An 18,350-nucleotide genomic window follows, 5' to 3' on the forward strand; every position below is an offset into this window, starting at 1 on the left:
GAATACTTACCGGATCAGAAGCGCCATGCAATTCTCGGAATCCTGGCTTCGCACCTTCGCCAACCCTGAAAAGATTTCCACCGACGCGCTGTCGCACAGCCTGACCATGGCCGGGCTCGAAGTGGAAGAGGTCGGCCCGGTCGCGCCCCCGTTCAACAAGGTCGTGGTCGCGCACGTGCTGTCGACCGAGCGCCATCCGAACGCCGACCGCCTTAACGTATGCGTGGTCGATGTCGGCACCGGCGAGACGCTGCAGATCGTTTGCGGCGCCCCCAACGTCAAGCCCGGCATCAAGGTGCCGTGCGCGATGGTCGGCGCCGTGCTGCCGCCGGCGGAGCCCGATGGCAAGCCGTTCGAAATCAAGGTGGGCAAGCTGCGTGGCGTGGAAAGCTACGGCATGCTCTGTTCCGCGCGCGAGCTGAAGCTGTCGGAAGAACACGGCGGCCTGCTGGTGCTGCCGGAAGACGCGCCGGTCGGCCAGAACATCCGCGAATACCTCGACCTGGACGACCAGGTCTTCGTTATCAAACTCACGCCAAACAAGGCTGACTGCCTGTCGATCCACGGCGTGGCGCGCGAAGTCGCGGCGCTGACGGGTGCGGCGCTGACGTTGCCGGACATGAAGCCGGTTGCGGTGACCATCGACGACAAGCTGCCGGTAAAGGTGTCGGCGCCCGATCTGTGCGGCCGCTTCTCGGGCCGCGTGATCCGCGGCGTGAATGCCCACGCCGCGACGCCGGCATGGATGGTGCAGCGCCTGGAGCGTTCCGGCCAGCGCAGCATCTCGGCGCTGGTGGATATCTCCAACTTCGTCATGCTCGAACTGGGCCGCCCGTCGCACGTGTTCGACCTGGACAAGATCCACGGCGGACTCGACGTGCGCTGGGGCCGCAAGGGCGAACAGATCAAGCTGCTGAACGGCAACACCATCGAGGTGGACGAGCAGGTTGGCGTGATCTCGGACGACAAGGAGATCGAGAGCCTGGCCGGCATTATGGGCGGCGACAGCACCGCCGTGACGCTGGACACGACCAACATCTACCTGGAAGCCGCATTCTGGTGGCCGTCGGCCATCCAGGGTCGCGCGCGCCGCTACAACTTCTCGACCGATGCGGCGCATCGCTTCGAGCGTGGCGTGGACTATGCCACGACGGTTGAGCATATCGAACGCATCACCGCGCTGATCCTGGAGATCTGCGGCGGCCAGGCTGGTCCGGTCGATGACCATGTCGTCAACCTGCCGCAGCGCAAGCCCGTGAGCCTGCGCCTGGCACGGGCGGAGCGTGTGCTGGGCATCGAACTGTCGTCGGCTGTGGTGGCCGACGTGTTCCAGCGCCTGCAATTGCCGTTCACGCGTAAGCAAGGTGCAGAAGGCGAGGTGTTCGAGGTGACGCCGCCGAGCTATCGCTTCGACATCGAGATCGAGGAAGACCTGATCGAGGAAGTCGCGCGCATCTACGGCTTCGAGCGCATTCCTGCGCGTCCGCCCATCGCGGAAAGCGAAATGCGTCCGACCAACGAAGGCCGCCGCTCCACGCACGTCGTGCGTCACGCGGTCGCGGCGCGCGATTACCAGGAAGTCATCAACTTCGCTTTCGTCGAAGAGAAGTGGGAGCGCGACTTCGCGGCCAACGACAATCCGATCCGACTGCTGAACCCCATCGCCAGCCAGCTTGCGGTGATGCGTTCCTCGCTGATCGGCGGGCTGCTCGACAAGGTGCGCTACAACCTGAACCGCAAGGCTGCGCGCGTGCGTCTGTTTGAAGTCGGTCGCGTGTTCCATCGCGACGCGGATGTGAAGGATGGTGGCCTGACGGTTGCCGGCTATCATCAGCCGATGGTAGCTGCCGGCATCGCCTATGGACCGGCGTTCGAAGAGCAGTGGGGCATCGCCACGCGCAATGTCGATTTCTTCGACATCAAGGGCGACGTGGAAGCATTGTTCCACCCGCGTGTGGCGCGCTTCGAGCCGGTCGCGCATCCGGCCTTGCATCCGGGGCGTGCAGCGCGCGTGCTGGTCGATGGCAAGCCGGTCGGCGTGGTCGGCGAACTGCATCCGCGTTGGCTGCAGGAGTATGAGCTGACGCAGGCTCCGGTGGTGTTCGAGCTTCAGCTCGATGCGCTGCGTGAAACCGGTCTGCCGGCGTACACCGAGATCTCGAAGTTCCCGGCCGTCGTGCGTGACCTGGCCGTGGTGGTGAAGCAGTCGGTGCGCGTGCAGGACCTGCTCGACACCATGCGTGCAGCGCTCGACAAGCAGGGCTATGGCCGCTTCTGCCAGAGCCTTGTGCTGTTCGACGAGTTCCGTCCGAAGGCTGCGTCGGCCTCGATAGGCGACGACGAGAAAAGCCTTGCGTTCCGGGTGACCTTGCAAGATACTGGGTCGACCCTGCAGGACGAGACCGTCGACAGCGCGGTGCGCTGCATGGTCGACGCACTGGGCGAAGCCTTCCAGGCTCGCCTGCGCGGCTGACCACCAGCACCTGCCACCACGCATACAAGACAGGGCGCCCGGGCAATGCACCCGGGCGGATCGCCAGACAGTATTCCTTGAGCGATCGACATGACAGATCGAGACGCGAACTCCATGACCGCAGCAGCTTTGGGCGAGATGAGCGACCGGCAGCCTTCCTCCCGCGACGACGACTCCATGCCGGACATCCGTGGCACGGAAGTGCCGACACTCACCAAGGCCGAACTTGCCGAGATGCTGTTCGACCAGGTGGGCCTGAACAAGCGCGAATCGAAGGACATGGTCGAAGCCTTTTTCGACGTTATTCGTGAAGCGCTGGAGCAGGGCGACAGTGTCAAGCTGTCCGGCTTCGGCAACTTCCAGTTGCGCGACAAGCCGCAGCGACCAGGTCGCAATCCCAAGACCGGCGAGGTGATTCCCATCACCGCACGTCGCGTGGTGACGTTCCATGCCAGCCAGAAGCTCAAGAGCCAGGTAGAAGAGCGCGCCGGTTTGAGCGTTTCTGGTTGACCGGAGACACCACCCGAACGGCGGATTGCTTGCCGCAGCGGGCGTCTGTATGCTTCATGGCGCGCTGGTCGGCGCGCCAACCCAAATCAGCCGGCATGGCCTGACGCCTGTCACCAACACTCATGTCGGACAAATCCAGCGAGCGCGTAGCGCTGCCGCCCATCCCAGCCAAGCGCTACTTCACCATTGGCGAGGTCAGCGAACTGTGCGCGGTCAAACCGCACGTGCTGCGCTACTGGGAGCAGGAATTCACCCAGCTCAAGCCAGTCAAGCGCCGTGGCAACCGACGGTACTACCAGCACCACGAAGTCCTGCTGATCCGGCGCATTCGCGAGTTGCTGTACGAGCAGGGCTTCACGATCAACGGTGCGCGCAATCGTCTCGACGAGGGCCGGCACGTTCATCACCAGGCGAGTCTGGAGCAAGAGGAATTGCCAGCGCAAGCTGCGGCCGAGACCGCAGTGCCATCGGTGGATATCGCCAATTTGCGTAGTGAACTCGTCGAGGTGCAGCACCTGCTTGCGCAACTTCAGCAGATCGCGCGGCGGGCATAAATTTCAGTGGAACCGCTGGTCATCCGCGAAATGCGTCTGCTATAATCTTTTTCTTCGGGGCGTAGCGCAGCCTGGTAGCGTACCTGCATGGGGTGCAGGTGGTCGGAGGTTCAAATCCTCTCGCCCCGACCAGACAAGACCCGCTTGGCTTAAGGCCAAGCGGGTTTTTCATTTGTGGGGCAGGGTCGCGAGTGCCGTCCATATCAGAAGTTCTCTAATATCACTCTCAACGACAAGCGCGACGCCCCGGAGTCGGTGCGCTTACGACGTCGAACTTCCTGTGGTGGAAAGCCTGCGGCGCGACAAGGAGTCCGTCGAATCGCTCCTTGTCGCTACGCCGCTGATTATCAAGCAGCCCTGCCAGTCCGTCCCGTAAGACGGGGGCGGCTCCCCATGCCCGGACAACTCACACGCAAGGGCGCTAGCCAAAGCGCTTGGGGCTGCGGTGGTCGGAGATTCAAATCCTCTCGCCTCAACCAAAACTTGAGAAGGGCCCGGACGGCGTTTGCCGTCCGGGCCTTTTTGCTTTGTGGGGGGGAGCAGCTGGCGCCATCGGGAAGCGCTAGGCCAGGCGAGCGAATCATTACATTGTTTCGGATTTGCCCTATCGATTCGGACAGCCGGCGGCGCTAATCTTGTCCTCTCTGTGCTTCGTATTTGGATTCAAGTCAACGTATTGGTGCTAGCTCAATGGCAGCATAAGGCCAGGTTCGGGGTGTGTTGTCGCACGTTCAGTGGCGCGTTGCGCGCTTTGGGTGCTTACCATCGCGGCCTGCATTTCCAAGCGGCAGCAACGTCTCTATAGCATGCCGCGCAGTACACCAAGGGGTTCGAAGGATGATAAGTACGCTGCGGGCTCGGGAGGCCTGTCAGGGAAACAGGATGTGGGCGGACGCCCATGTTGTTTCGCGGGGACGAACGGTACTGCGTGATGCCGTCTTTAGCAGGAATACCGACTTTTATGTCTTAACCGGAATTCATTGCGATCACAGCGCGATGGGCCGCGATGCGTCTGCTGTATCGGGCTTGAGCCGTAGGGCCGTTCGCGCATTCAACTACGCTGGCCGTACGCAATGACCCGGGCGGTCGTCAGGTCGGACTTTTCTGTTGCGATTTCGGTATGGAACGCGCTTTTCCTGCGCGAGGCGACTGGACGCGTGGCCGGAGGGCGTGCAGCGTGGCTTTGGCTCCTGCTTGAGCCTGCCGCTCACATCGTTTTCATGATGGTGGTCTTTGGGGTAATCCGCCATCAGGTCCGGCACGACGCAAACGTAGAAGTGTTTGTGCTTGTCGGTGTGTGGGGATTCTTCCTGGTGCGCAACATCGCCCAACGTGGCATGGATGCCATCAGCGCCAACCAGTCGTTGTTCTCCTACCGGCAAGTGAGGCCGGTCGATACCGTGTTGGTCCGCGCCACTGTCGAGGCATTCCTGAATGTCATGGTCGGCGCGGTGCTGCTGTTCGCGCTTGCTCTATTCGACATCGACGTGCGACCGGCCGACCCGCTGCTCGTCATGTGGTCGGCATTCCTGCTATGGGCTTTCGGGCTGGGGCTTGGCCTGGTGTTTTCCGTGATTGGCGTTCTTCTGCCAGGTCTGGGAAAGCTGATCAAGATCGCCTTCACGCCGCTCTACTTCCTCTCCGCCGTGATGTATTCGGTGTCCAGCCTGCCGCTGGGCATGCGCGATGCTGTGCTGGTGAACCCGATCACGCACGGGCTCGAAGCCATGCGCGCGGGCTGGTTCGCTGCTTACCGTGGCGAAGCGCATATAAGCATGGGTTTCCTGGCCTTCTGGGCACTGGTCACGGTATTCCTTGGCCTGGCCCTGCATATGCGATACGCAAGCAGGCTGATCGCGCAATGATAGAAATCAATGATGTCTACAAGCGCTATCGGACCGCCCATGGCTCCAGGTGGGTGCTGAAAGGCGTGTCGCTTTGCATCCCGCCAAAGAGTCGGGTGGCGCTGATCGGAGCGAATGGCGCGGGCAAGTCCACGCTTTTGCGGCTGGTGGGTGGTATCGACCAGCCCAACAGCGGACGCATCGCGCGCAACTGCAGGGTCTCCTGGCCGCTCGGCTTGTCCGGTGGATTCCAGGGGTCGCTCAGCGGCCGGCAGAACACCAAGTTCGTCTGCCGCATCCATGGCGCCAACGACGGCCTCGCCAGCAAGCTCGAATTTGTCCACGAGTTCTCGGAACTGAAAGATGCCTTCGATGACCCGGTGAAGACCTATTCGTCCGGCATGCGCTCGCGCCTGGCCTTCGCCATGTCGCTTGCGTTTGATTTCGATACGTATCTCGTGGATGAACTGACGGCGGTCGGTGACGCAGCGTTCAAGCGCAAGTCGCAGAAAGCCTTCGAAGACCTTGCCGACCGCGCAGGCCTGGTGATGGTCTCGCATAGCGAATCCACACTTAAGAACTTCTGCCAAGGGGCGGTCTGGCTGCATCAAGGCCGTGCGCATTGGTTCGATTCCGTCGAGGAAGCCCTGCGCGAATACAGGGAAAGCATTACCGAATGATGAAGACGATTACGTCGGGTGCCGCAGGGAAAATTGGCCGCCTGACACGCATGAACAGACTTGACCGCATCTGGCAGGTGGCAATCGTCATCTGTCTTGTCGCCGTTGTGTACTGGAGCGCGATCGCCTCCGACCTCTATGTGTCGGAAGCCCGTGTTGTCATTGAGCGCAGCGACGGCGTGGGTGCCAGTGCGACCGACTTCACCTCGCTGCTGGTTGGGAATACCGCCCCACAGGACCTGTTGCTATTGCGCGAATACCTGCTTTCCGCGGACATGCTCAAGAAGCTCGACGACCGGCTCAGCCTGCGCAAGCACTACGCAGACAGCAGCCGAGACCCGTTGTCCCGGTTGTGGTTTGAGGATGCTTCGTTTGAGCGTTTCCATGATTACTACCTTAAACGCGTGAGCGTCGAATACGATGACTTCGCTCGCGTACTTGATATCAAAGTCCAGGCCTACTCTTCTGAAATGGCTCACGCGATCAGCACTGAGTTGGTACGCGACGGCGAACGCTTCATGAACGAAATGACGCACCGCATCGCCAGCGAGCAGGTGATCTATATCGAGAAGCAGGTACACGACCAGGGCGAGCGCCTGAAGGCGGCACGCCAGGCACTGGTTGCCTACCAGAACGCCAATGGCCTGGTATCGCCGCGCGGCGAAGTCGAAAGCCTTTCGATCGTTGTGGCAAACGCGGAGGCAACCCTTGCCGAGCTGCATGTCAAGCGGAATTCTCTCAAGGATGTCTTTACGCCGCAGTCCCCGGCAATCCAGCAGATTGATGCCCAGATCGCGGCGGTCGAGCGTCAGATGGCGGAACAGCGCGGGCGGATGGTCTCCACCAAAGGCCGTGGCCTGAACCGCGTCGTGGAAGAGCACGACCGCCTGCAGGCTGCAGCGGAATTTGCGTTTGACATCTACAAGACTGCCATCGGCGCGCTGGAAAAAGCGCGTATCGAGGCAACGCGCAAACTCAAGAATGTGGCCGTCGTGCAAAGCCCGACACGACCGGAGTATCCGCTTCAACCCAGGCGCATTTACAACATCGTGGTCTTTGTCCTGATGGCGTTGATGCTTGCAGGCGTCGTGCAACTGATGATCGCCATCATCCGCGACCATCGGGACTAGTCATGCTTAGAAGAATCGTCACCGTTACAGTTATCGCCGCAGGATTCGCGGCCTTCAATAGTGCGTCGGCACAGGCCGGTACACGGTCCTCTATTGGAACGACAGATTACGCAGCCCTTGCAGCCCAGGGCGGCGCGTTGCTTACCGGTACCCCGATCTCTCCTGGGGCAACTGCGATTGGCGCCGTACCTGTGGTTCCCGCCCGGACCGAAACGCCCATCCCAGAAAGCGCTCCGCAGAACAACGACTACACCGCCAATATGGCAAGCGACGCCTTTGGGGCACAGCTCTTCACTGGCGCCTTCAGCCGCGACAGCGCGTCGATCTTCAACCCAAGCCATGTGGTTTCGGTTGGTGACCGAATCCAGTTGCGGATCTGGAACGGCTACAACGTCGACACGGTGCTGACCGTGGACGCCAGCGGCACCATCCTTTTGCCAGAGATCGGTCCGTTCCGCGTGCAGGGCATCACCAACGGCAACCTGCAGACGGCAATCAGCAATGCGCTGCGCCGGGTCTTTGCCAGCAAGGTGTCGATATATGCCAGTCTGCTGGCAGCCCAACCGGTGCGCGTTTATGTGACGGGCGCCGTTCGGCGACCCGGCATGTACGACGGCACGTCGAGTGACAGCGTCCTGCGCTATCTCGACCAGGCTGGAGGCATTGATCCCGATCGGGGTTCGTTCCTCGACGTCACGATCAAGCGCGCCAACCAAACGTTGGAAGTCGTCAACTTGTATGACTTCCTGCTGAAAGGCGATCTGACTTCGCGGCAACTGAACAATGGCGACGTCATTTTCGTCCAGTCTCGCAAGAAGACCGTGAAAGTCAGCGGTCTGGCAGAAAACGCGAAGCGATTCGAGTTCATGGGCGACCAGGCTCGCCTCGACCAGATCGTTAGCGTGGCCAAGCCTCTGCCTGAAGCGACCAATGTGCGGGTGGTGCGCAACACCGGAGCCGTCCGGAATGTCGAGTATTTCCCCATCTCTCAAGGCAAGCAGATCGAGTTGCGCGGGGGCGACGAGATCGAATTTACGGCTGACAAGCGGCCAGGAACCATCACTGTCCGCGTTGAGGGCGAACACACTGGCCCGCAAGAATTCGTCTTGCCATATGGCACTCGCATGGGCCAAGTGCTCAGCCAGGTCCAGTTCACGTCGGAATCGGATCCTGAAAGCATCCAGCTATTCCGCCAAAGCGTGAAGGAGCGCCAGAAGGCGTTGCTCGGCACGACGCTGAAGACCTTGGAATCCAGCGTATTGACAGCCCGCTCCGGAACGGTGGAGGAGGCTCAACTTCGTAAGGAGGAGGCCGCTCTGATGCTGCAGTGGGTGGAGCGCGCAAAGAAGATTGAGCCGACCGGCCAGACGCTGATTGCCAAATCCACGGCTCGCAACGACCTGCTTCTTGAAAACGGCGACATTCTGCGCGTACCTGTGAAGGATGGTCTTGTGATGGTCAGCGGCGAGGTGCTCTTTCCAAACGCCGTTGCCTATGACAAGAGCCTGGATCTGGATGACTTCATTCAGCAGGCGGGCGGGTTCTCGCAGAACGCTGACACGTCACGCGTAATCATTGCGCACCGGGATGGCAGCTTCTCGGATGGGAAAAAGGATGATGCGGTGCGCGCGGGCGACGAGATCATGGTGCTGCCTAAGGTCGACTTCAAGACGCGTCAATTTGCGAAGGATGTTTTTCAGATTCTCTATCAGATTGCTATTAGTGCAAAGGTCGTCCTGGGACTATGAAGAACAATACCGTTGATAAAAAACTCACCGTAGCAATTCCAGTCCGTTGGGCGAGCGAACGATCCGATCTGCTTGATCGGCTTAGTTTTGCCCGGATGGATGCGGATTTGCCGGAGGAGGTCGAGATTCTGGTCGTGGACGATGGCTCACCCCTAGACTTGGCGGAGCGTCTTGCCTTGGAATGTGCGCGATATAGCTACAGCTACCATCGACTGCAGACGGAACATCTTCCGTTCTCGATTGGACGGGCGCGAAATGCTGCTGCCCAATGTGGTCTCTCTGATTACATCATGTTCCAAGATGTAGATTTGATGCCATACACTGGTTTCTTTCGTGACGTTCTGCGCGAGGCAATCATCAATGGTCTTGATGATTCGGTTGATAATTTCTTGATGTTTGGTGTGATTTACTTGACGGAATCCGCGACAAAGGAGTTTCGCAACACGGAGCCAGAACTTCGACGTCAAAAGTACATTCAACTATTGTTGCAGAATGATAAAGCGGCCATCGAGAAGTTTTCCACCGGTACCTCTGTGACGGTTTGGAGGCGGGATTATTTTCTGGCGACGGGTGGTAACGATCCGGAATTCAATGGTTGGGGCTATGAGGATTTGGAATGCGCTTGTCGTGCAATTCGCCGTCGAAAGAAGTTTCCGTTGCCTTCGGAATTCACGTTGGATTATCGGAACTTCCAAACTATTACGGAATATAAAGGTTGGAAGAGTATTTATCGCCTTTTTGGTGATATGACTTTTCAGAAGGGGATGGTCCTTTTCCATGCGTGGCATCCTGTTGAGCAAAAAGGCAACTACATGGCTGCAAAGGCAAGGAATCGACAACTGTTTGAAAGGAAGCTTGGCGATTTTAGGGATAAAGGGATCGAGCCGGATCCGTTGCCTATGCTCGGCAGCGGTAAGTCATTGGTGCTGCGAAATAATCCATGGGTGACAAATAGATGGGCGGCGCCTTTCTTGGGTGAAATCGTGCATATCGATGAGGACTATCTGTCACCCGATTCATTTATCGATTTTCTTCAGGGATCCGAATTTAGTCGCGTTGTCTTTCACAATCCATATGCCAATGAGAAACTGAAGGCCATTTATGACGTTGTGCGCAAAAATGGATTTCCATTCATTGTTGTTGAGCGTGGCGCGCTTCCTGACTCTGTGTTCTTTGATCCACGCGGATTCAATGCGGATAGCGACAGCTACGCGGCAGAGAAATGGGATCATGAACTGACAAGCAGTAAGAGAATGGCCACGTTGCAATATATGCAACGTGCTATGACCAATGATGAGTCACTCGAGGCGCAATCACCTCGCCAAGGCGCTGTATCTCTTCGGAGAGCGCTAAAGATTTCGCGTGGCAAGAAGGTCCTTGTTGCGTTCCTGCAGCGTCCAACGGATACCGTAATTGAGAATTTTATGGGTCAAATGGAAACCTATGATAATTTTCTCCGTCTGCTGGCGCGGCTGCCATATGCCCTAAGGCAAGATTGGGTCCTGCTTGTCAAGCAGCATCCGTTAGAGGTGGATGTAATTGACATTCCAGGCGCAATTAACGTTGATCAATTCAATACAAAGGATCTACTGGAACTTTGTGATGGAATGATTGCGGTGAATTCAGGTGTGGGCGTGTTGGGTATCATGTTTGGAAAGCCGGTTCTACATTGTGGCGCTGCCTTCTACAGCAATCCCGGCTTGGCTCGCCCGGTGCTGGACGAGAGCGATGTTGTTAGGGCGTTGAACGAATTCAAGCCCGATTACGAGAAGGTGGTGAGGTTCATAAGTTATCTTATTCATGATTTCTATTCTTTCGGGAGATTCAAGACAAGAAAAGTAAAATGGCACGACGGGTCATTTATGACTGCTACGACGGAAATAGACTTTTATGAGCTCCGTTATCCAGGAAGGAAGGAGTTGAGGAGAACGCTTCGCGATGCTGTTGAGGTGTCTTCAGAGTCAGTGCTATTCGATCGCTATCGAGTTAGCGCGCCAAAAACAGCTCCAGTGGCCGCTGTTCCTGCAAAGATCTCGAAAGACGTTCCGGCAAAGACCGTAAAGGATGTCCCTGCTAAGGGTGCGATATCTGCGTTACCGCAGGCACTGCTAGAGAAAAATCGACCATCGGAAAATCGACTGTCATTATGGGGGCGAAAAATAAGAAAATTAAGGAATAATCCAGTGATGTTTCTGAGGGATTCGAGGCATTCGCTATTTAGAGCGATCGGGAATCGCGTCATAGTGAAGTAAAGGGTGGATATGGTCGATGGGGTCAATATAGAGAATAACGGCAACGATAATTTTGTCGATTTGACTGACATTGGGAAGTGCGTAAATTGTGAGATTGTCATTGCCGGGGATGGGAATAGAGTAAGGATATCGCCAGGCGCGTCACTTGTTAATGTAAAAATGCAATTGCTGAGTAACGGAAATATTGTTGAGATCGGGGAGGGCTGTCTAGTAACTGCTTCGATTATTATGAAACTGGCGAATAACAATTTGCTGACGATTGGCGATCATACTACGATAGGCGGGTGCAATTTCATTTGTGGTGAAGGGACGTCCATTGTCATTGGTCGAGATTGCATGCTTGCTTGGGGTCTCGAGATTCGAAGCACGGACTCCCATGCGATAGTCGACGTTGAAACCGGGCGGAGAATCAATCAGGCGGAAAACATAGTGATCGACGATCATGTGTGGATCGGTGCTCATGCCACGGTACTCAAGGGTGCTCATATTGCTCGCGACAGTGTTGTGTCCATTCGTTCCGTCGTTACGAGCGAGTTCGAGGAGCCGGGGGTTATCTTAGGTGGAGCACCGGCTCGAAAACTGCGCTCTGGTATTAATTGGAAACGCCCTTTGTTGGGGTAGGCGCTGCGAAAAATCGATAAACAGTAAATTTGCGGGAAAATCAGAACCTATGACAGAGGTCATCAGACTGGCGCGCAATGTAGTTGCCAGAGAAATGCAGGCGCTGGATCGGATGTCGAGCTGCATCGATGCAGGTTTCGAAAAAGCGGTCGAAATCATTCTGAGTGCCCGTGGCCGCGTAGTGGTGGTCGGCATGGGCAAGTCGGGGTTGATCGGCAAGAAGATCGCCGCGACCATGGCGTCTACCGGAACACCGGCATTCTCGGTGCATCCGGGCGAAGCGTTCCACGGCGATCTGGGCATGATCAAGCCCATCGACGTGGTGTTGATGATCTCCAACAGCGGGGAGACGGAAGAACTGATCCGGATCCTGCCATTCCTGGAGCATCAGAAGAACCCGGTCATTGCGATGACCGGGAAAATCAATTCGACGCTGGCCAGGCATGCCGAGGTGGTGCTGGACGTCTCGGTCGAGCGCGAAGCCTGCAATAACAATCTGGCCCCGACCAGCTCGACCACCGCGACCCTTGTGATGGGCGATGCGTTGGCCGTCGTGTTGTCGATGAAGCGCAACTTCAAGCCGGAGGACTTTGCCCGCTTCCATCCTGGCGGCAGTCTCGGTCGCCGGCTGCTGACGCGCGTTTCCGACGTGATGCAAAAGGACAACCTGCCGGTATGCCGGCCGGACGCGTCGTTCCGCGACGTTGTGCATGTGATCAACCGCGGTCGACTGGGCATGGCGCTGGTGATGGAGGGGGACGAGTTGCGGGGCGTCGTCACGGATGGCGACGTGCGGCGCGCGTTCGACTCGGACCGTGACTACAAGCTGATTCAGGCGAAGCACATCATGTCAGCCGAACCCAAGCTCGCATCGCCAGAAGAGCGCTTTGCCGATGCGGAGGCCCGCATCCATGCCGCCCGGATTGGTGCACTGGTGGTCAAGAACGATGCGGGTCGCGTCGTTGGCATCCTGCAGATTCACGATCTGGGGAGCGATGAGCCTGCGATCTGAGAGTGCCATAGGCATTCTTTCTCACGGCATTCGGCGCATCGAGCACCTCTGCGTCTTGCTCGGCGAAGCGGTGGTGGCGGTGCATCCGTTGCGCGGCGCGACCGTGCCGCTCTCTGGCATTGCGGCGTGGGGACGGCGCCCGGCTGCGCGCAAGGCACAAGCGTTTGCGCGTTCACGCGGCATTGATCGCTTTCTCTGCCTGGAAGACGGTTTCTTGCGCTCGCTCCATCCGGGGACGAAATCCCAGACATGTTCGTTGGTGGTGGACGATCTCGGCATCTACTACGATGCATCCGGACCGTCACGGCTGGAGCAACTGGTTTCGATGCCACTCACCCCTGCGGAGCGGGAGCGAGCACTGCGTCTGATCGAGCAGTGGCGGCGCGCCGGAGTCTCAAAGTACAACTATGCGTCGGCCCCTGCATCATTGCCGGGCGATAAATATGTGCTGGTCATTGACCAGACAACCGGCGATACCTCTGTGCAGTTCGGCCAGGCGGATGGCGACAGTTTCCGGCGCATGCTGGATGCCGCGCTGGCGCTTTATCCCGACAGCCAAATCGTCGTCAAGGAGCATCCTGAGGTTGCACTGGGGCGCAAACGTGGCTACCTCGGTCAGATTCTCGATGAGCACGAGCGCGCCCGGGTAACCCGGTTGCAGGACGATGTTCACGTTGTCCCGCTGATACAGCAGGCGAGAGCCGTGTTCGTTGTCACGTCGCAGGTTGGCTTCGAGGCGCTGCTTCACGGGCGGCCCGTTCATACATTCGGTATGCCGTTCTACGCCGGATGGGGACTCACCAACGATCAACTGCCGGCGCCCCCACGCCGTCGCGCGGTGTCGCTTGAGCAATTGGCATTTGGCGCATTGGTCCGATACACGCGCTACGTGCAGCCGAACACCGGCGCGCGCTGTGAAGCGGAAGAGGCTATCGACCATCTTGCCTTGCAACGCCGCCTGCGCCAGCAGTTTCCGGCACGTGTGCATGCCATCGGTTTTTCGCGCTGGAAGCGCCAGATTCTCAGGGACTTCTTGCAAGGGCACGAGGTCACCTTTCATCGCCGTGTAGAAAACATACCTCAGGGCGTGACGGTAGTCCGCTGGGGCCGCAAGCATGACACGATGCGCGACGATCTCGCCTTGATTACGGTCGAGGATGGATTCCTGCGCTCGGTAGGTCTGGGGGCACAACTGGTTCGACCGGTGTCGTGGGTCTTTGATCGCAGCGGCATCTACTACGATGCGACGACTGGCTCGGATCTGGAGCGATTGCTGGCCAGTGCGGAATTTGACGAGCCAACGCTGGCGCGTGCGCGGCAGTTGCGCGAATCGATTGTGGGCGCTGGCCTGACGAAGTACAACGTGGGTTCCGGGTCGTGGACCCGGCCCAGGGGCGCGCGCAATATTGTCCTGGTGGTGGGGCAGGTCGAAGCCGATGCTTCGCTGCAATTCGGGGCGCCAGGTATCCGGACCAATCGGGCGCTGCTGGAAGCGGTACGTGCCTGCGTGCCTGATGCCTACATCATCTACAAGCCGCATCCGGACGTCATGACGGGCCTGCGGGGTGACCGCAACGCCGAGAATGCCCTGGAACCGCTGTGCGATGAGCTGGTGCCTGACTACCCGATTGATCAATTGATCGCCGCGGCCGATAGCATCCACGTGCTGACATCGTTGGCAGGATTCGAAGCCCTGTTGCGCGGCAAGCCAGTTACCACCCATGGAGCGCCTTTCTATGCTGGATGGGGCCTGACGACAGATCGCTGCGCCATGCCGCGCCGTGGGCGGGCCTTGTCGCTTGACATGCTCGTGGCTGGAGCTTTGATCTGCTATCCGCGTTATGTCCTGCGCGATGGCACGAATGGTTTCGCGACGCCTGAGCAGGCAGTGGCCCACATGCTGTCGTGGCGGGAGCAGATACCCGCTAGCCGCGATCGGCTGCTACGCAGCCTGATGCAGCCGCTGCTGCGATCGTGGATCCGATGGCGAGATGCTGCTGGATCTGGCATGAAGACGCGAAAGTGTCGTTCAGGTTTAGAAGCAGGAAGCGACGGGAGAGGAGCCAGAGAGAGGCCACCTGTTGCGTCAGAGCATTCAATCAAACCTTAGTCAGGTCAATAGCATCAGAAAGCAAAAGCAGCATAGGGGTGGCGCAGATGTTGTCGTTCAGAAAGCCGTCAGGCAGCACGGACATAGGGAATCGGGTCAGTGGAAAGCCGCGCGCGGCGCCGCAGGACTGCGCCGCTGACGATGCGCCTGAGCAGGCAAGCCTGGACCAAATTGCCAGGCATCGGCGCGTTCTTTTGCTGCAGGGTCCAAATGGTCCGTTCTTTACTCGCTTGCGGGAAGTGCTGGTTGCCAGGGGACGCCAGGTTACCAAAGTCAATTTCAATGGCGGCGACGACGTCTTTTATCGCGCCGGTGACGTTGTTCGCTTTGCCGAGCCAATGGTGTTGTGGGAGAGTTTCCTGCGAAACCTGCTGTCCGAGCGTCGCATCGATGCCATCGTCGTGTTTGGAACCAGCCGTCGCCATCATCGGATTGCCGCACGGGTCGCGGAGTCACTTGGCATTGCATTCTGGGCATTCGAAGAAGGCTATGTCCGGCCGGATTACATCACTTTGGAGTACGGCGGCGTCAATGCAGATTCACCGCTGGCACCGCTTTCCATGGCGGATATTCCCAGTCTGAGTAACCCGGCTAAGCCGCAGAAATTTCAGGGCTCGTTCAGCACGATGGCGTTGAATTCTTTCTGGTATTTTGCTGGAGGAATGATAGGCGCGCATCGCTATCCCCACTATCGCCATCACAAGCCATTTGGCTTGCACGAACTGGCACAGTGGATGAGGGCGGCATACCGCAAGCGGGTCTATCGCTGGCAAGAGCGGGCGTTGCGTGAACAATTGCTTGCGAGCGACCATCCCCATTTCTTCCTGGTTCCGCTGCAGGTCTACAACGATAGTCAGATCCGCCTGCATAGTCCCTGGCGGCGTATCGAAGACTTCATCGAATGGACGGTCCATTCGTTTGCCGAGCATGCACCGTCGGACAGTGTCCTGGTATTCAAGCATCACCCGATGGATCGCGGGCATTCCGACTATTCGTCAGCCATCCAGGCTTGCGCAACCCGTTACGGTGCAAGCAGGCGCATCCTGTATATCCATGATGCGCATTTGCCGTCACTGCTGCATCGCTGCATGGGTCTGGTGACGGTCAATTCGACTACAGGACTGCAGGCATTGTTTCACCGCGTGCCCGTCATTGCGCTTGGCCGTTGCTTCTATGCGAAGCCTGGCCTGACTTACGACGGACCGCTGGATACGTTCTGGAATGATCCGGGGGCTGTGGATATGAGGGTCTATTCCCGGTTCCGGAACTATCTGGTGCGAGTGTCGCAGATCAATTCATCGTTCTATGCAGACGACATGCTGGTTCCCGTTCCTCGACGCCGTGGCTGGGATTTGCAGAGGGGAAGGCTGTCGCGTCTGTTTTTTGCTATAGGTCTGGTGATGGCGGATTCCTACAGTGGAACCGGCTGGGATATCGGCGCAACCGTTAATGTGCTGACTGCGTTTCTGATCGGATAGGCGTTATGGATCGAATCGCAGGAGCAGAGCCTCCAGCCCGTTTGCCGCAGCATTCATGCAGCATTGCGCGCAAGTTCCTGGATCATTCTGGAATGGGCCGGAAAGCGGGCAGCCAAGTCCGCGACCTTCGCCAGTTCGAACTCGCTGAACTCGAACCCCGGCGCCACCGTGCACCCAAGCAGCGAGAAATCCTCAGGCCCCGACGGCACCCGTTCGGCGGCAAACCAGTGGTTGGCCGGCACCATGGACTGGAACACCGCACCCGGATATTCAAGCGGATTGCCAAGGCGATGTGTGACCAGTTGACCATCGTCAGTCAGTACATGCACATCGAGCGGCGTGCCCGCGTGGAAGTGCCACAACTCGTCCGAGCGGATGCGGTGCCAGGCGGAGTACTCGGTGCCGCGCAGCAGATAGTAGATGGCGGTCGACGCGCTGCGAACCCGGCCATCGCTGCATTGGATGCGCTCACTGCTGCGGTAGGTCTCGCGGAAATACCCGCCCTCGGGATGGGGCTGCAAGCCAAGTGTGTGGATCAGTCGGTCTGCGGGGGTGTCGGCTTGCATGATGTAGGCGAGTGGCTGGCGCGGATCGAAGCGGTCAGAGCAGCGCAAACTGCGCGCGGTCGGGACCAATGAGGGCCGGGCGGCCGACCGGGTATCGGTGGTGATCGCCGCTGGCGTCGAACGACAGGAAGTCGGGCGTCCAGCGCAAGCCTTGCAGGTGCCGCAACTCGACGCCCTGCACGACGATGGCGCCGTTACCGACGCTGACCTGTGCGCAACTCAGGCGCATGAATTCCGCATCGTCACCGAAATAGTGCGCTTCCAGCAAGATGGAATCGGATAGATAGAGCGGCATGGCCGTGCCCTTATCGATACTGTATGAATGTACAGTATAAAGACCCGGCGCGTCGGCGTCATCTGGCAGGAACGCAATGTGCCGGTGTGGCAGAAACCCATCATGGTCAGTATTGCCGCCATTGGTATAACCTGAACCCAATGATGGCAGGAATGCCGCGGCGCGTTGCTCTAATTCCCAGGGGGCTGTCATGGCGAATGGTCAAGGCAAGGCTTGCTGGTTTGGGCTGGGCTTGCTTTCCGGCGGCGCGCTGGCTTGCCTCTGTGCGTGGGCTGCAAAATGCGCATGCCGGCAGGCGGGCAAGGGGGCGGCTGAATCAGCCCTCGCTGCCCAGGAACAGGCGCTGGACCCCGACCCGTTGCCTGAAGCGGCCACGGACATCATCGAGTATCGCGGCTTCATGGTTCACGTGTTCTGTCACGCGCTGGGTGCCGGCCGGTTCAAGGCTGTGTGCGATATCTGGGAAGCGGGAGCTGTCGTGCTGGAAGGCGGGGCGCCGCCTGCCGCTTATCCCACGGCAGAAGAGGCGCGGCTGGCAACGATTGCCTGGGCACGCCAGTGGGTGCAGCACAATGGCTGAGTCGGATCCCATCGATATGCCGAAGATGGGGCCGCTGCGTGGCCTTGCAGGCGGGGAGAGGATTGGTTGAACCCCACGCATGTAGGGTAAATTTCTACGTCACTTCGCGCTCAAGGAGCTGCGGCACGGACCGTTAGACAGCCCATGGAAATTTCCGATCTCCCTCCCAAACCAGCCTCCAACGCCGAACTGATCGGCTGGGCAGGCGCGTCGCCCGAGGTCATTGCCAGGGTGCTGAACTCCGCGCTGTCGGCCCAGGACTTGTCGGGCTTTGCGGCGCTGCTTTCGGACATCGCCCGGGACCGGGGGCTGAAGGGCCAGCGTGCGGCGCACCAGTCGATCTATGACATGCCGTACGCCAGCCTCCTGCCCAGGCAGAAGCACCTGCTCGCGGATGCCTTCGAACTGCTGGTGCTGCTCGGCATCGAGTTCCGTCCGCGCGAGCCGGCTATGGAGGATACGGACGAAGACTGAGCGGCGCGCCGCCCCGCTTCCGC

16 protein-coding genes and 1 tRNA gene are annotated in these 18,350 nt (G+C 58.9%); 15 read left to right on the plus strand and 2 right to left on the minus strand.

All coding sequences use genetic code 11. The features are described from left to right. Nucleotides 1-25 precede the first annotated feature (25 nt). The 13 genes from pheT to ACIGJB_RS06560 all read left to right on the plus strand — a co-directional run bounded on the left by pheT (nt 26) and on the right by ACIGJB_RS06560 (nt 16,412). A complete protein-coding gene (pheT, locus tag ACIGJB_RS06500) occupies nt 26-2,473 on the plus strand; it encodes a phenylalanine--tRNA ligase subunit beta (RefSeq protein WP_483731912.1) in 2,448 nt (815 codons plus the stop codon). 90 nt (nt 2,474-2,563) lie between these two features. Then, nucleotides 2,564-2,983, plus strand: coding sequence for an integration host factor subunit alpha (locus ACIGJB_RS06505; protein ID WP_483731913.1), 420 nt, complete (start codon nt 2,564-2,566; stop codon nt 2,981-2,983). A 122-nt stretch (nt 2,984-3,105) separates the two neighbouring features. Beyond that, nucleotides 3,106-3,537, plus strand: coding sequence for a MerR family transcriptional regulator (locus ACIGJB_RS06510; RefSeq protein WP_483731914.1), 432 nt, complete (start codon nt 3,106-3,108; stop codon nt 3,535-3,537). Between the two features lie 55 nt (nt 3,538-3,592). Continuing rightward, nucleotides 3,593-3,669, plus strand: a tRNA-Pro gene (locus tag ACIGJB_RS06515). Nucleotides 3,670-4,760: 1,091 nt separating this feature from the next. Then, nucleotides 4,761-5,402: an ABC transporter permease gene (locus tag ACIGJB_RS06520; protein ID WP_483732266.1), complete on the plus strand. Its 642-nt coding sequence runs from the start codon at nt 4,761-4,763 to the stop codon at nt 5,400-5,402. Then, a complete protein-coding gene (locus ACIGJB_RS06525; RefSeq protein ID WP_483731915.1) occupies nt 5,399-6,061 on the plus strand; it encodes an ABC transporter ATP-binding protein in 663 nt (220 codons plus the stop codon). The genes ACIGJB_RS06520 and ACIGJB_RS06525 overlap by 4 nt, the downstream gene beginning before the upstream one ends. Next, nucleotides 6,058-7,191 carry a KpsE/RkpR family capsule polysaccharide export protein gene (locus ACIGJB_RS06530; protein ID WP_483731916.1) on the plus strand — a complete coding sequence of 378 codons (1,134 nt, stop codon included), beginning with the start codon at nt 6,058-6,060 and terminating at the stop codon, nt 7,189-7,191. The genes ACIGJB_RS06525 and ACIGJB_RS06530 overlap by 4 nt, the downstream gene beginning before the upstream one ends. Before the next feature lie 2 nt (nt 7,192-7,193). Further along, a complete protein-coding gene (locus tag ACIGJB_RS06535; RefSeq protein WP_483731917.1) occupies nt 7,194-8,939 on the plus strand; it encodes a polysaccharide biosynthesis/export family protein in 1,746 nt (581 codons plus the stop codon). After that, nucleotides 8,936-11,191: a capsular polysaccharide export protein, LipB/KpsS family gene (locus ACIGJB_RS06540; RefSeq protein WP_483731918.1), complete on the plus strand. Its 2,256-nt coding sequence runs from the start codon at nt 8,936-8,938 to the stop codon at nt 11,189-11,191. The genes ACIGJB_RS06535 and ACIGJB_RS06540 overlap by 4 nt, the downstream gene beginning before the upstream one ends. Nucleotides 11,192-11,200: 9 nt before the next feature. Further along, nucleotides 11,201-11,812, plus strand: coding sequence for an acyltransferase (locus tag ACIGJB_RS06545; RefSeq protein ID WP_483732267.1), 612 nt, complete (start codon nt 11,201-11,203; stop codon nt 11,810-11,812). 49 nt (nt 11,813-11,861) lie between these two features. Continuing rightward, nucleotides 11,862-12,824 (plus strand): KpsF/GutQ family sugar-phosphate isomerase, encoded by a 963-nt coding sequence (locus ACIGJB_RS06550; RefSeq protein ID WP_483731919.1) that lies wholly within the window; start codon nt 11,862-11,864, stop codon nt 12,822-12,824. Then, nucleotides 12,808-14,934, plus strand: a complete 2,127-nt coding sequence (locus ACIGJB_RS06555) for a capsular polysaccharide biosynthesis protein (RefSeq protein WP_483731920.1) — start codon at nt 12,808-12,810, stop codon at nt 14,932-14,934. Before ACIGJB_RS06550 ends, ACIGJB_RS06555 begins: the two co-directional genes overlap by 17 nt. Nucleotides 14,935-14,981: 47 nt before the next feature. Next, the gene (locus ACIGJB_RS06560) at nt 14,982-16,412 is read left to right on the plus strand and encodes a capsule biosynthesis protein (RefSeq protein ID WP_483732268.1); all 1,431 of its coding nucleotides are present in this window, start codon (nt 14,982-14,984) and stop codon (nt 16,410-16,412) included. A 53-nt stretch (nt 16,413-16,465) separates the two neighbouring features. Here ACIGJB_RS06560 and ACIGJB_RS06565 read toward each other — a convergent pair whose 3' ends face one another. After that, on the minus strand, nt 16,466-16,978 hold the full coding sequence (locus ACIGJB_RS06565; RefSeq protein ID WP_483731921.1) for a cupin domain-containing protein: 513 nt from the start codon (nt 16,976-16,978) through the stop codon (nt 16,466-16,468). A 34-nt stretch (nt 16,979-17,012) separates the two neighbouring features. Next, nucleotides 17,013-17,465, minus strand: a complete 453-nt coding sequence (locus ACIGJB_RS06570) for a hypothetical protein (protein ID WP_483731922.1) — start codon at nt 17,463-17,465, stop codon at nt 17,013-17,015. Between ACIGJB_RS06570 and ACIGJB_RS06575 the strand changes: the two genes are divergently transcribed. Further along, the gene (locus ACIGJB_RS06575) at nt 17,464-17,853 is read left to right on the plus strand and encodes a hypothetical protein (protein WP_483731923.1); all 390 of its coding nucleotides are present in this window, start codon (nt 17,464-17,466) and stop codon (nt 17,851-17,853) included. The genes ACIGJB_RS06570 and ACIGJB_RS06575 overlap by 2 nt on opposite strands. A 144-nt stretch (nt 17,854-17,997) precedes the next feature. Next, entirely contained in the window at nt 17,998-18,327 is a 330-nt protein-coding gene (locus tag ACIGJB_RS06580) for a hypothetical protein (protein ID WP_483731924.1), read from the plus strand. Nucleotides 18,328-18,350: the final 23 nt, after the last annotated feature.

This window comes from Cupriavidus sp. C2SS-8b (genome assembly GCF_057073745.1).

What these genes read in the sequence shown, in the direction of transcription:
- ACIGJB_RS06550 (WP_483731919.1), top strand. Translation starts at nt 11,862, where the DNA reads ATGACAGAGGTCATCAGACTGGCGCGCAATGTAGTTGCCAGAGAAATG.
- ACIGJB_RS06540 (WP_483731918.1), top strand. Translation starts at nt 8,936, where the DNA reads ATGAAGAACAATACCGTTGATAAAAAACTCACCGTAGCAATTCCAGTC.
- ACIGJB_RS06545 (WP_483732267.1), top strand. Translation starts at nt 11,201, where the DNA reads ATGGTCGATGGGGTCAATATAGAGAATAACGGCAACGATAATTTTGTC.
- ACIGJB_RS06510 (WP_483731914.1), top strand. Translation starts at nt 3,106, where the DNA reads ATGTCGGACAAATCCAGCGAGCGCGTAGCGCTGCCGCCCATCCCAGCC.
- ACIGJB_RS06575 (WP_483731923.1), top strand. Translation starts at nt 17,464, where the DNA reads ATGGCGAATGGTCAAGGCAAGGCTTGCTGGTTTGGGCTGGGCTTGCTT.
- ACIGJB_RS06535 (WP_483731917.1), top strand. Translation starts at nt 7,194, where the DNA reads ATGCTTAGAAGAATCGTCACCGTTACAGTTATCGCCGCAGGATTCGCG.
- ACIGJB_RS06530 (WP_483731916.1), top strand. Translation starts at nt 6,058, where the DNA reads ATGATGAAGACGATTACGTCGGGTGCCGCAGGGAAAATTGGCCGCCTG.
- ACIGJB_RS06555 (WP_483731920.1), top strand. Translation starts at nt 12,808, where the DNA reads ATGAGCCTGCGATCTGAGAGTGCCATAGGCATTCTTTCTCACGGCATT.
- ACIGJB_RS06565 (WP_483731921.1), bottom strand. Translation starts at nt 16,978, where the DNA reads ATGCAAGCCGACACCCCCGCAGACCGACTGATCCACACACTTGGCTTG.
- ACIGJB_RS06580 (WP_483731924.1), top strand. Translation starts at nt 17,998, where the DNA reads ATGGAAATTTCCGATCTCCCTCCCAAACCAGCCTCCAACGCCGAACTG.
- ACIGJB_RS06520 (WP_483732266.1), top strand. Translation starts at nt 4,761, where the DNA reads ATGGTGGTCTTTGGGGTAATCCGCCATCAGGTCCGGCACGACGCAAAC.
- ACIGJB_RS06570 (WP_483731922.1), bottom strand. Translation starts at nt 17,465, where the DNA reads ATGACAGCCCCCTGGGAATTAGAGCAACGCGCCGCGGCATTCCTGCCA.
- ACIGJB_RS06560 (WP_483732268.1), top strand. Translation starts at nt 14,982, where the DNA reads ATGTTGTCGTTCAGAAAGCCGTCAGGCAGCACGGACATAGGGAATCGG.
- ACIGJB_RS06505 (WP_483731913.1), top strand. Translation starts at nt 2,564, where the DNA reads ATGACAGATCGAGACGCGAACTCCATGACCGCAGCAGCTTTGGGCGAG.
- pheT (WP_483731912.1), top strand. Translation starts at nt 26, where the DNA reads ATGCAATTCTCGGAATCCTGGCTTCGCACCTTCGCCAACCCTGAAAAG.
- ACIGJB_RS06525 (WP_483731915.1), top strand. Translation starts at nt 5,399, where the DNA reads ATGATAGAAATCAATGATGTCTACAAGCGCTATCGGACCGCCCATGGC.